This is a genomic window from Veillonella sp. T11011-6 (genome assembly GCF_002959755.1).
Taxonomy (GTDB): Bacteria; Bacillota; Negativicutes; order Veillonellales; family Veillonellaceae; genus Veillonella.
This window is the reverse complement of the sequence record NZ_PPCW01000004.1, coordinates 613,812-628,292: the sequence shown is the minus strand read 5'-3', so window position 1 is coordinate 628,292 and position 14,481 is coordinate 613,812. Positions and strand designations below refer to the sequence as shown.

Below are 14,481 nucleotides of genomic sequence, written 5' to 3'. Positions count from 1 at the left end.
GTGTATGTCTCCCTAGAAAGGAGGTGATCCAGCCGCACCTTCCGATACGGCTACCTTGTTACGACTTCACCCCAATCATCGACTTTACCTTAGACGGCTGGCTCCCGAAGGTTACCCCACCGGCTTTGGGCACTTCCGACTTTCGTGGTGTGACGGGCGGTGTGTACAAGGCCCGGGAACGTATTCACCGCAGTATGCTGACCTGCGATTACTAGCGATTCCGACTTCACGTAGGCGAGTTGCAGCCTACGATCCGAACTGAGAGAGTGTTTCTCGGGTTTGCTCCACCTCGCGGTATTGCTTCCGTCTATTAACTCCCATTGTAGTACGTGTGTAGCCCAGGTCATAAGGGGCATGATGATTTGACGTCATCCCCGCCTTCCTCCGCATTGTCTGCGGCAGTCTCTCATGAGTTCCCACCCGAAGTGCTGGCAACATAAGATAGGGGTTGCGCTCGTTGCGGGACTTAACCCAACATCTCACGACACGAGCTGACGACAACCGTGCACCACCTGTTTTCTGGCTTCCGAAGAAGAGGAACCATCTCTGGTTCTGTCCATCAATGTCAAGACCTGGTAAGGTTCTTCGCGTTGCGTCGAATTAAACCACATACTCCACCGCTTGTGCGGGCCCCCGTCAATTCCTTTGAGTTTCAACCTTGCGGTCGTACTCCCCAGGCGGGGTACTTATTGCGTTAACTCCGGCACAGAAGGGGTCGATACCTCCTACACCTAGTACCCATCGTTTACGGCCAGGACTACCGGGGTATCTAATCCCGTTCGCTCCCCTGGCTTTCGCGCCTCAGCGTCAGTTTTCGTCCAGAAAGTCGCCTTCGCCACTGGTGTTCTTCCTAATATCTACGCATTTCACCGCTACACTAGGAATTCCACTTTCCTCTCCGATACTCTAGATTGGCAGTTTCCATCCCATCACGGGGTTAAGCCCCGAACTTTTAAGACAGACTGACCAATCCGCCTGCGCGCGCTTTACGCCCAATAATTCCGGACAACGCTTGCCACCTACGTATTACCGCGGCTGCTGGCACGTAGTTAGCCGTGGCTTTCTATTCCGGTACCGTCAATCCTTCTAACTATTCGCAAGAAGGCCTTTCGTCCCGATTAACAGAGCTTTACAACCCGAAGGCCGTCATCACTCACGCGGCGTTGCTCCGTCAGACTTTCGTCCATTGCGGAAGATTCCCCACTGCTGCCTCCCGTAGGAGTCTGGGCCGTGTCTCAGTCCCAATGTGGCCGTTCATCCTCTCAGACCGGCTACTGATCATCGCCTTGGTGGGCCGTTACCCCTCCAACTAGCTAATCAGACGCAATCCCCTCCTTCAGTGATAGCTTATAAATAGAGGCCACCTTTCATCTATCCTCGATGCCGAGATTAGATCGTATGCGGTATTAGCAGTCGTTTCCAACTGTTGTCCCCCTCTGAAGGGCAGGTTGATTACGCGTTACTCACCCGTTCGCCACTAAGATTGATAGAAGCAAGCTTCCATCGCTCTTCGTTCGACTTGCATGTGTTAAGCACGCCGCCAGCGTTCGTCCTGAGCCAGGATCAAACTCTCCAAGATATCTTGAAGCTATTTGAATAGCTCATTATTTGTTGTCGTTACATTTAAGTAACTTTGAATTATGGTTGGTTTTGACTTTGTCAAAACCCGCACTCTGGCATATGTTCAATCGTATTGATTGATTACCTATCATTGTTCAGTTTTCAAAGATCTGTACCAGTTAAACCAGATTTTATCTAGCTTCGAAGCACTTTCTTTCGAAGTGTTTCATCAACTGGCGACTAGATTATAATAACATGTTGTCACTTTCATGTCAACATCTTTTTATAATCTTTTTTAGAATTTTGTAATTTCTGTTTCAGCCAGGAATTACATTTTTATTCTAAAACGATTATCAACAAACATAGATTTTATCTAGTGTTTGCTAACTAATAAACAGTCGCTTCGAACGACTGTATAGCTATTATAGTACAAAGAACTGAGGTACGCAACCCCTAATTTTAAAATTTTGCAAACTTTTTTCTACCTCTCTTTATATGGTAGATTCTTGTATTTTCCATACTATATATAGTACTTATTAATAATATCAATAATCAACTTAAATTGGCTTACTATATACGCTATTACCACCACATCTATACCGTTATTCTTCATAGGTAGTAATTCCCATTCAGACTCTTTTATTAATCACCTCTTAAGCTACATGTATCATCAGCATAATTCTGTCGTTATATAGTATATATATATATAAAAACAACGCCATCCAACCGGATGGCGTTGTTTAATAAGGATTTGTGTTCCCTAGTCGGGGGTCCAGGGTACGGGGGCCCTCACAAACTCATTATAAGGGCCATTGTGTCATTGTAGATACACGTGCATGTAAGGGATACACGTATATCATCAGTATGTATTAGAGATCAACTAAGCCTTTAAACGAGAGAAGACAAGGCTTTAATATCTACATCACTATAGATACCAATTATTGTTGGATTGCACTACGTAAATCAACTTTGTTGTAGTCATTGCTACCCATTGGTTCGTTGATAGCTTTGCGAAGGTCTACTACGTGCTCATCAGCAGCCGTTGGTTCTTCGCTTGCTTTATTTTTAACTGTTTGTTTAGCAGCGAACCAAATTGTTTCGTTCATGTAGTGACGAAGTTCTTCGTTAGATACATGTTCTTGCTCTTGAGCAAGGATATCCAAGATTGCATCTTCTAATGCTTGTGCTTCGTCGTCATTCATAGGACCACCAACTTGTTTTTGTTTTTGTACAACTTCGTTAACACGATCTACCATGCCACGCAATACATTGAAGCCATAGCTGTTTACGAAGCCATCTTTTTCATTGTATTTTGGTGTTTCAAAGTATTCGTATTCGTTTTTGTTGCGGTTTTCACCGTTCCAATTTAAAGCTGTTTCAAAACCGTGTACGCGGCCAATGGAATGCGTACGGAAGTAATCAGCATAGTTATGTTTATCTTTGGAATGTAACCATTTTTTATCAGCTTTAGTCAATTGTTCATGATTGTCGCGTTTAGCTTCTGCTAAGGCGATTTTTTGTTCCGCATTTTCCCATGCTTTCACATAATCATGAAGAGATTGTACTACTTGTGGACTAGCCACAGGTACCAATACAACATTGCTCAAACCAGGTGCGGATGCAGGGTTAGGTAAGATCAAGTTGTCATCATATGTTGGAGCGCTTGCTGCGTGACCAGTGAAGGATGCTGCGCTCAATAAAACTGCTGCTGTGAAAGCAAGCATTGTAGATTTTTTCATATCTATTCCTCTTTTCATAGTCGAATTAATGTGCTGGATGAGGGCTCCCGAGGGAACCCTTACCAGTCATATCCATACCTAGGATTAGATTCCTAGTTTTTTTGAAAGTTTTCTGAAAGTGTAACTAATTACATACCCATTTTCGCCATCATTGCAGCCATTTGAGCTTTCAATACTTCTACTTCACTTTGTAGACCAGCGTTTTGAGCTTTAATTTGTTCGTTTTCATATTTCAAGTCGGATACTTCACCTTTTAATCCGGCATTTTGAGCTTTCATTGCAGCCATTTCAGTTTGAACTGCGTATGCAGAACTGATAGGGCCTTTGCGGTAGCGGTCTGCTACAGCTGCTTCAGCATCTCTGTTACCAACTTTCCAAGTTACACCAGCGTTTGCCATCATGTGGCTAGAACCGCCAGCCCAGGACAAGCCGCCATGGAACATTGTGGACTCGTTTTTGTAATGAGCTACGCCCACTGCAATCGCGGAGTTACCACGGTAGTTACCGTAACCAGCCATGATTTGAGTTGGTTCCAATGGATCGTATTGCATAGGTTTCAATGCGGACAATGCTGCACCTTGTGCACCTACACGACCGATTTCTTCGTTCAATTGATCAACGCGAGGGTCAACTGCGCCTTTTACGGAAAGGTCATAGTTCAAGCCACCGTCAGCAGATTCAGTTTTCTTCAATACTACGGAATGATCATCAGATGTCAATGTAGTACGGGAATCTTTCAATTGTTTAACGTTTACTGCATCTGTATCATTAGTGCCTTTTTGAACATTAGTGATTTTGTTACCACCCATGTTGAGGTTGCCACCAGTGATATTTACAGTATCGCCACCGAAGGATACTTTAGGACCATTGGAGTTGTTGGAAATGGAAGTGATGTTAGTGAGGTCGCCTTTCACGTCGAAGGATACTTTACCGTTCGCATCAGTGTGAGCAGTAGTATTCACGCCGTTGGAGAAGTCTAAACCTTCAGATAACATTACTGTTCTAGCGTTGCCACCATTTTCTTTGTAAGTCAATGGAATTTGTTTAGCTGCTTCCTTACCATTGAAGTTAACTTGGTAGTTAGTTGTATGGTTAGTAGCATTTGGTTGAACATCTACAGTGATCGCTTTGTTGTCACCTGTTACAGTAACTGCTTCACGAGCTGCGTCTTTCACGTCGTTTTTATCTACAGATACTTCGTATGTTGCACCAGCTGCACCGAATGTATCGCCAGCTTTAGGAGCTACTTTAGCAATGTTATTAGCATCAGCTTTAGCTTGTACTTTTTCAGTAGATTTTTTAGCTGCTTCTTGTTGAACAAGTTTCAATTGTTCTTCAGTTGCTGCACGACCTTTAGTTGCGAAGTCAGCAGAATCAAGAGTTTTGTTAGTTAAGCCAGTGATATCACCAGTTTTACCATCAAGCTTGATTGTGTTGTCGCCAGCTACGTTAACTACTTGGTCACCTTTGAATTCTAATTTACCATCCCCTTCTTTGTTAGTAATGGAAGTGATTTTGTTCAAATCGCCTTCAACATTAACTTTGTAAGGGTTGTTTTTAGAACCGTCGCCAGTCACTTTAGTGTTTTGACCATCAGTAAGGTTAGTTTTAGCTTCTTTCAATTGACGTACGTTAACCGCATCAGTATCGTTTACACCGTCTTCAACGTTAGTAATTTGTTTATTACCAGCGTTGATACCGTCTTTAGTTACGGATGGGCCATTGTTGATTACCAAGCCACCATCAGTGATCTTAGTATCGCCAACTGTTAAGGAACCTTCGTTAGTAAGATTTACATTGTTGCTCAATGCATATTCTACTTTAGCGCCGTTTTCGTCGCTAGTTTGTTTTACAGTAAGGTTTTTACCGCCGGAGAATTCAACAGTTTTACCATCTGTAATTTTCTTAGCTGCTGTTTCAGAATCAGCAGTAGTATTACCAGAAGATTTAACGTTGAAGCTACTCATTGTACCAAGGCCAGCACCGCTAATTGTCATTTCACCATTAGCAGATTTGGATACTGTGATACCGTCAGCACCTTTAACATTTACTTTACCGCCGTTAGCTGGAACATCTGTGCCATTAGCTTGAATTGTCCAGATATCGTCAGTGTTAGCGAATGTTTTGTCACCGTATTTAATGCGGTCCCCATCTTTCTTAATTGTTGTGTAGTTATCAGGTGTACCTAAGTGGATTTCCTTAGTTTGGATAGAGTCGATGCCTTTGATGTTTTTATTCAAGCGAATGTTCAAAGTATCGTTACCATCAGCAGTTACAGCGATGTTACCTGCAGCAGATTCAAATGTTTTTTCTTGCTCTTCAGTAACGCCTTCACCTTTAACTTTAACTGTGGAGTTAAGTTTGTTTTTGTTTACAACGCTTTCATTGTTACCAGTGAATTTCAAGCCGTCATCAGTAGTAGCAACTTCGTGTTTGTTGTTGTTGCTATCTTCGTAAACGATACGAGTCATACCGTTAGTACCGTTTTTACCGTCTACGCCGTCTTGACCGTTAGCACCTTTGAAAGTAAGACCATCTTTACCGTCTTTACCATTCAAGCCGATAGAGCCGTCTTTACCGTTGATTACAACAGCAGAACCGTCTTTACCGTTTACACCGATCTTACCGTCAACGCCTGGTTTACCGTCTTTACCATCATTACCAACTTTGATATCGTCGGACAATGCATAGTTGTAAGTGTGGTTGCCAGTTACTGCATCAACGATTTGTTCAACAGTTAAGTTTTTACCTGCACCGAAGTTTACAGTTGTGCCAGGTTTTACGATTGTTGCACTGTGATCGCCTACTGTGTTACCAGTAACGTCACCTTTCCAACCGGAGTTGTTGATTGTATCTACTACAGTTTTAACTGTTGCAATACCATTTTCACCATCTACACCTGGTTTGCCGTCAACGCCGTCTCTCACTTTACCAAGTGTTACGTCGTATTTAACAACACCGTTTGCATCAACGGAAGCTTTAGTGTAGTTACCGTCAACGAAGTTCAAGCCTTCAGACAATTTAACTTTTTGTTTAGCACCGCCGTTAGCTGTGTAGTTAAGTTCAGCATCGCCAAGGTTAGTTGCTTTTGCATTTACTGTGTAAATGTTTTGACCATCAGCACCAATTGTTTTATCAACTGTTACGTTGTCACCAGCTTTAACTTCTGTCTTAGCGGATTTCAATTGTTTTACGTTAACTGCGTCAGTGTCATTTACGCCAGCTTTCACGTTAGTGATGTTTAAGTTACCAGCATTGATGCCACCTTTAGTAATGGATGGACCATTGTTGATTACCAAACCACCGTCAGTGATCTTAGTATCGCCAATTGTTAAGGAACCGGATGGAGTCAAGTTAACTTCTTTGGACAATTGAACTTTCAATTTGCCATCTACGTTGTTCACGCCAATGTTGTTGTCAGTCAATTTGGACTTATCTGCACCACCAACAACATCCATAGTTTCGTTCAATTTCTTAGCAATAACTTTGGATTTATCTGCACCTTGTGCATCGTCGCCAGCATATTTCATGCCATCATCCAATGTAGCCACTTCGTGTGTATTCTTGCTGTTATCTTCGTATACGATACGAGTGATACCATCTTTACCGTTTACACCAGGTTGACCATCTTTAGCTTTCATAGTAAGACCATCTTTACCGTCTTTACCATTAAGGCCGATGGAACCATCTTTACCGTTGATTACAACAGCGGAACCATCTTTACCGTTTACGCCGATTTTACCATCAACACCGTCTTTGCCATCTTTACCGTCGTTACCAACTTTGATGTCATTAGACAATGCATATGTATAAGTTTGTTCACCAGTTGCATTATCGATATTTTGAGTAATTGTCAAATTATCGCCTGCTGCGTAGGATACAGTTTTACCGTTGCCTACTGCTGTTACAGCGTGGTTACCAACTACATTACCTTTCGCATCTGTGGAGAAGGAGTAGCCGTCTTTAATTTGATCAGCCAAACCAGACAAGTCGATTTTCGCGATTGTACCAGCTTGGTTAGCACCATTGCCATCGTTGTATTTCAATGTAACGGATTTGTCTGCTGCATCATAGGAGTAAGATGTAGTAGTTTCACCTGCACGGTTGGATTGAGTTGGTGCAATGTGTAAGTCGTTAGCTTTGGAAATACGAGTTACGTCGCCAATGTTAGCTGCGTTATCGATTACATCGCCGCCAGATTTAAGGTTAGTGATGTTGTTGCCACCCATGTTCACGTTGCCACCATCGAATTTGAATTCGTTGCCGCCAATTGTCATAGTTGCAGGGCCATCATTCTTAATGGAAGTGATGTTTTTCAAATCTTTGTTCAATTGAACTTCGAGAGTATCAGTGCCATCAGCTTTTACGTTGATGTTACCAGAAGCACTCTTGAAGGATGCAGAAGTTGTTTTATCTACGCCTTCACCTTGAACTTTAACAAGACTGTTCAATTTGTTTTTGTTTACAACGTCAGTGTTATTACCAGTGAATTTCAAGCCGTCATCAGTAGTAGCCACTTCGTGTTTGTTGTTGTTTTTGTCTTCGTATACGATACGAGTGATACCATTAGTACCATTTTTACCGTCTACGCCGTCTTGACCGTTAGCGCCTTTAATAGTAAGACCATCTTTACCGTCTTTACCATTCAAGCCGATAGAACCGTCTTTACCGTTAATCACAACAGCAGAGCCATCTTTACCGTTTACGCCGATTTTGCCGTCAACGCCGTCTTTTCCATCTTTACCGTCGTTACCAACTTTGATGTCATCGGACAATGCGTATTCAACTTTAGCGCCATCGTTGTTGCTAGTTTGTTTTACAGTCAAGTTTTTACCTGCTACCATTTCAACTGTTTTACCATCAGAGATAGTTTTTGCAGCTGTTTCGGAATCAGCAGTTGTATTACCAGAGGATTTTACATTCCATACGGATTGTGCAGCACCTGGAGCTACATGCAAGTCGTAAGTAACTTGGTTGCCGTTTTCTGTTTTGTTAATTGTTACAGAGTTATCGTTAGAAGTTACTACTGTACGGGAGTCTTTCAACTGTTTAACGTTAACTGCATCAGTATCGTTCACGCCTGCTTTCACATTAGTAATGTTCAAGTTACCAGCATTAATACCAGTTTTAAGAACAGATGGGCCACCGGAAATAGTTAAGCCACCGTTGTTAACAACAGTATCACCAATAGTTAAGGAACCATTTGGAGTCAAGTTTACATTGTTGTTAAGATCGTATTTAACTACGCCATCAGCAGCTACGGAAGCTGTTGTATTAGAACCATTAGTGAAGTTCAAACCTTTATCCAATGTAACTTTTTGGTCGTTAGAGCCATTCGCTTTGTATGTCAAAGGAATTTGTTTAGCCGCTTTATCGCCATCGAATGTTACTGTATAAGTTGTGTTATGGTTTGTTTCATCTTGAACAGGTGTAACAGTGATAGGGTTGTTAGTAGTGTTCGTAGTATTTACAGTCACTGCTTCACGAGCTGCATCTTTAACAGCATTACGGGAAACATTTACTTCGTATTTAGCATTTGCATCACCAGTTTGTTTGCCGTCAGCTACAGTGATGTCAGCGATGTTAGTGTCGCCTGCTGCAGCAGATTTTTTAACTACGCTTTCAACAGCAGCTTTATCGCCTGTAGGCAAGTTGCTCAAGTCGATCTTAGCTGTTTTGTTCACTGTATTATCATTGCCATCAACATATTCCAATGTAACTGTTTTATCAGCGTTCACTGTGTATGTTTTGTCTTTGACATGAATGTCGTTAGCTTTAGAGATCGTCTTAACGTCGCCAATGTTCGCAGCGTTAGTGTTATCAGTATCATTGTTATTTACAATACCAGATTTAAGGTTAGTGATATTGTTACCACCAAGACTTACATTACCACCATTGAATGCGAAGTTGTCGCCACCGATTGTGAAAGTAGCATTGCCATCATTCTTAATTGTGTTGATGTTTTTCAAATCTTTGTTCAATTGAACTTCGAGAGTATCAGTACCATCTGCTTTTACGTTGATGTTACCAGCTGCGCTCTTGAAGGATGCAGAAGTTGTTTTATCTACGCCTTCACCTTGAACTTTTACAAGGCTATTCAATTTATGGTTGTTCACTGTATCAGTGTTGTTACCAGTGAATTTCAAACCATCATCCAAAGTAGCAACTTCGTGTTTGTTGTTGTTTTTATCTTCGTATACGATACGAGTGATACCATCTTTGCCGTTTACGCCAGGTTGACCGTTTTCAGCTTTCATAGTAAGACCATCTTTACCGTCTTTACCATTCAAACCGATAGAGCCGTCTTTACCATTGATTACAACGGAAGAACCATCTTTACCATTTACGCCGATTTTACCATCAACGCCATCTTTACCGTCTTTGCCGTCATTACCGATCTTGATATCGTTAGCCAAGTCGAATTCAACTTTAGCACCATCGTTGTTGCTAGTTTGTTTTACAGTCAAGTTTTTGCCTGCTGCCATTTCAACTGTTTTACCATCAGTGATAGTTTTTGCAGTTGCTTCGGAATCAGCAGTTGTATTACCAGTGGATTTCACATTCCATACGGATTGTGCAGCACCTGGAGCTACATGCAAGTCATAAGTAACTTGGTTACCGTTTTCAGTTTTATTAACTGTTACGGAGTTATCGTTAGAAGTCACTACTGTACGAGCATCTTTTAATTGTTTTACGTTAACTGCATCAGTATCGTTTACGCCAGCTTTCACATTAGTAATGTTCAAGTTACCAGCGTTGATACCAGTTTTAGTAACGGATGGGCCACCTGTAATTGTTAAGCCACCATTGTTAAGAATAGTGTCGCCAATTTTCAAGGAACCATTTGGAGTCAAGTCGATGTTGTTAGACAATGCATATGTGTAAGTGTGTTCGCCAGTTGCAGCATCGATATCTTGTTTTACAGTCAAGTTATCGCCTGCAGCATAGGAAACAGTTTTACCATTGCCAACAGCTGTAACAGCGTGGTTACCAACTACATTGCCTTTAGCGTCAGTGGAGAAGGAATAACCGTCTTTGATTTGATCCGCCAAACCGGACAAGTCGATTTTTGCTACTGTACCAGCTTGGTTAGCACCGTTACCATCGTTGTATTTCAATGTTACAGATTTGCTTGCTGCATCGTAAGCGTAAGATGTAGTAGTTTCACCTTGACGATCGGATGTTGTAGGAGCAATGTGCAAGTCGTTAGCTTTGGAGATACGAGTTACGTCGCCAATGTTAGCTGCGTTATTCACTACATCGCCACCAGATTTAAGGTTAGTGATGTTTTGGTCACCCATGTTGATAGGGCCATTAGTGATGTTGATGGAGTTAGGACCGAATTCCATTTTTGGACCATTTGTAGTGTTGGAAATGGAATTGATATTAACTAAATCTTTATTAACATCGTATTTAACAACGCCTTCAGCATCTACAGAAGCTGTTGTGTTTTTACCGTTAACGAAGTTCAAACCTTTATCCAATGTAACTGTTTGAGCATTTTGGCCATTCGCTTTGTATGTCAAAGGAATTTGAGTAGCCGCTTTGTTACCATCGAATGTTACTTGGTATGTAGTGTTATGATTTGCTTCATCTTGTACAGGTGTAACAGTGATAGGGTTGTTAGTTGTGTTTGTAGTATTTACAGTAACGGCTTCACGAGCTGCGTCTTTTACGTCGTTACGGGATACGTTTACTTCGTAAGTTGCGCCTGCATCACCGAAGTTTTCACCAGCTTTAGGTGCAACTTTAGCGATGTTTTTGTCGCTAGAACCAGCTACGTCTGCTTTAGCTTGTACTTTTTCAGTAGAAGCAGCAGTAGGTTTTACGTTGTTAACATCTACAGTATATACAGTTTTTGTGCTGCCATCTGCATTTTGAATTACATTGCTTGTTACTTTCGCAGCATTTTTACCTTCTACTACAACAGTGCTGTTCAATTTGTTTTTAGCGCTGTCGGACAAGTCAGCCACTACATTAGAACCAGAAGCAGTTGTTGTAATGTACTCACCATTGTTAGCACCTACAACGCCGAAGCTCAAGCCGCCTTGTTTGTTCAATTTTTGTAATTCAGTAGCGCCTGTGTTACCAGTCAAACCAACTGTGTTATTGAACTTGTTATTAACAATGTTCAATTGTTCTTCAGTTGCAGCACGACCTTTTTTAGCGAAGTCTGGAGCATCCAACGTTACGTTAGTTAAACCAGTGATGTCACCAACTTTAGCATTCAAGTTAATGTTGTGATCGCCTGCAACGTTTACAGTTTGGTTACCACCAAATACAACTTTGCCGTCGCCATCTTTATTTGTGATGGATGTAATGTCAGTTAAATCACCTTCAACGTCTACTTTGAAAGTTTTAACGCCATTTACGTCACGGTGAGAAGCAGTTGTGTTCTTACCGTTTTCCATGTCGATAGCTTCTTTAGCAAGATTTTTAATGACAGTCTTACCACCATTATTGATGTTGGAAAGATCTTGTTTAGCAATACCTGTGATAACAGCAGTTTCGTTAGGAACGTCTTTGTTGTTACCATCAAGGTATGTCATTGTTACTTTGCCGTTGTTATCAACTGCGTATTCACCAGGTTTGATGTGACGTTCATCAGCACGAACTTGTTTCAATTGGCTAACATTAACTGCATCGTTGTCGTTTACGCCAGCTTTCACATTAGTAATGTTCAAATCACCAGCGTTGATGCCAGTCTTTGTAATGGAAGGACCATTATTGATAGTCAAACCATTGTCAGTGATGTTAGTATCGCCGATTTTGATAGACCCATCTGGAGTCAAATCGATGTCTTTGTTCAATGCAAATTCAACAGCTGCATTACCATTTTTATTAGTTTGTTTAATGGTCATGTTTTTGCCGGCTTGCATTTCTACAGTTTTGCCATCACGGATTTCTTGAACACCAGCGGAACCTTGTGCAACTTTACCTTCTGTAGCTGTGGATTTCACATTGAAGGAACTCATATCACCAGTTTTCAAGCCACTCAAGTCAATAACAGCCTTAGGACCGTTAACAGTTTTACCATTACCATCTTGGTATGTTAATGTAACCTTTTTGTTCGCATCTACAGTGTATTCAGCCACATTGTTATTAGTACCTGCTGTAGGAGCTACATGCAAGTCGTTAGCTTTGGAAATACGAGTTACGTCGCCAATGTTAGCTGCGTTGTTGATTGTGTCGCCACCAGATTTAAGGTTAGTGATGTTATTGCCACCTAGATCCAAGTTACCACCAGTGATGCTGATGTTGTCACCACCAAAGTGCATTGTAGTACCACCATTGTTAGTGATAGAAGTAATGCCACCAAGATCGCTATTTAAAGAGTATGTATATGTTTGTTCACCAATAGATTGGTTGATATCTTGTTTAATTGTTAAGTTCTTACCAGCTGCGTAGTTGACAGTATTACCATTTGCTACAGTTGCAGGTTTTGCAGTGCCGTCTAAGTTGCCACCGTTAGCTTTTGCATTTGTTAAGAAGTCATATTTAGCAGCTGTATCAGCAGCGTTGATTGTGTAAGTAGTTTTACCGTTTACAGTTACTTCATCAACCTTAACATTTTTACCAGCTTTCACCATGCCAGTGTCATCAAATTTTAAAGTTAATTTGGAATCCTTAGCACCATCATCGCTAGCAGCTACAGATACACGACCTTCACCACGAACATTTAATTTACCGCCATCAGTCAAGAAGTCGCTAGAACCAGTGTTACCAGTTACAGCAACACCAACGTTTTTCAATTGAGCTACGTTAACAGCGTCAGTGTCTGCAGTACCAGCAGCAAGACCTGTCAATTGACGAGTCAATGTTTTACCATTACCGATGGATACAGCAGCTGTAGTAGCTGTTTGTACATTACCTTGTAAGTTAGTATATTTACGAGTATGTAAATCAGATGGATTGTAGCCAAGAACGCCTTTATCTGTTGTTGTAACAGAAGAGGAGCCAAGAGCTACACCATTAGCAATGTTAGCTTCAGTTTCATTACCTAAAGCTGTTGTAGCTTCAGCATTTGCTTTAGATTTACGACCTAATGCAACACCATATTTACCGCCTGCACGAGAAGCTGGGCCTTCAGCAATAGCAGATTCACCAGATGCTTGAGATTGCATACCAATAGCAATAGCATTTACACCAGATGCTATAACACGATCAGAAGTTTTACCACTTTGACCGATAGCAATGGAGTTATTACCAGATGCATCAGCACGAGCACCTAATGCTGTTGCACCAGATCCAGTAGCATGTGTATCTCGACCGATAGCAATTGTATCTAAGTGAGTTGCAGTATTGTCTCGGCCAATAGCGATTTGGGAGTTTTCATTACGAGTTTCAGGATCATTTGCACCACCATTTGTGGAGTCAGTTAAGTTATTTTTACCGATGGAGATACCACCCATTGTTTTAGCATTATTAGATTGACCTAATGTAATTGTGTCTGCTACATGGGATGTATTTTCAGAACCAATCGCAACGGAGTTTTGACCCAATGCATTTTCTTTGTAACCAGCGGCAAAAGATCCAGGACCAGCAGAATTGGAATATACACCCATAGCAGCAGATTCTCTACCAGTTGCACTAGAATAGTTACCAACTACTGTAGAGTATGCACCTGCATTTTTAGGTGCTGTTTGCCAAGTACCTTTTGTGTAGTCAACGTTGTTATAGGAACCGATTGCAATGGCACTTTGTGCATTAGCATTACTTACGTTACCAATAGCTACCGTTGCCGCACCAGCTGCTCTGTTGCCAGCACCAATAGCAGTGGAAGCACCGCCGCTAGATTCGTTTTGATTACCAACAGCTAAACCAGAATTACCATAAGCTTGGTTATTTGCACCAAGAGCCGTAGTACCATCTTCATTATCAGTTCTATTTTGGTAACCTACAACGATAGAATTAACGCCAACACTGTTAGCAGGTTTAGCATTAGCATGAATATCAATTCGGCTACCTTCTGTATTAATACTGCCATCGGAGCTAACTATTGCGTGAGCTGGGTTACCAGCAACTGCACCACCAACAAGTGCCAAGCCAGCCAATACGCTAGCTAATACTTTTTTCTTGCCGTTATTATTTTTAGCAGTTTCAGGTACTACTACGTAGCAGCCTTTAGATTTGCTATAAACGACCTTAAAAACCTTATTCATAGAAACTATGAACCCCTTTC

General features: G+C 41.5%; 2 protein-coding genes and 1 rRNA gene. All 3 read right to left on the bottom strand.

The features are described from left to right. Positions 1-16: 16 nt before the first annotated feature. The 3 genes from VRHSUH10_RS07395 to VRHSUH10_RS07385 all read right to left on the bottom strand — a co-directional run bounded on the left by VRHSUH10_RS07395 (position 17) and on the right by VRHSUH10_RS07385 (position 14,461). Positions 17-1,579 (bottom strand): 16S ribosomal RNA (locus tag VRHSUH10_RS07395). 919 nt (positions 1,580-2,498) lie between these two features. Next, positions 2,499-3,299 carry a hypothetical protein gene (locus tag VRHSUH10_RS07390; RefSeq protein WP_105090029.1) on the bottom strand — a complete coding sequence of 267 codons (801 nt, stop codon included), beginning with the start codon at positions 3,297-3,299 and terminating at the stop codon, positions 2,499-2,501. A gap of 128 nt (positions 3,300-3,427) precedes the next feature. Beyond that, positions 3,428-14,461, bottom strand: coding sequence for an ESPR-type extended signal peptide-containing protein (locus tag VRHSUH10_RS07385; RefSeq protein WP_105090028.1), 11,034 nt, complete (start codon positions 14,459-14,461; stop codon positions 3,428-3,430). Between the last annotated feature and the right edge of the window lie 20 nt (positions 14,462-14,481).

Bases quoted from the DNA above. Each gene is read 5' to 3' on its own strand.
- VRHSUH10_RS07390 (WP_105090029.1), bottom strand. From the start codon at position 3,299: ATGAAAAAATCTACAATGCTTGCTTTCACAGCAGCAGTTTTATTGAGC.
- VRHSUH10_RS07385 (WP_105090028.1), bottom strand. From the start codon at position 14,461: ATGAATAAGGTTTTTAAGGTCGTTTATAGCAAATCTAAAGGCTGCTAC.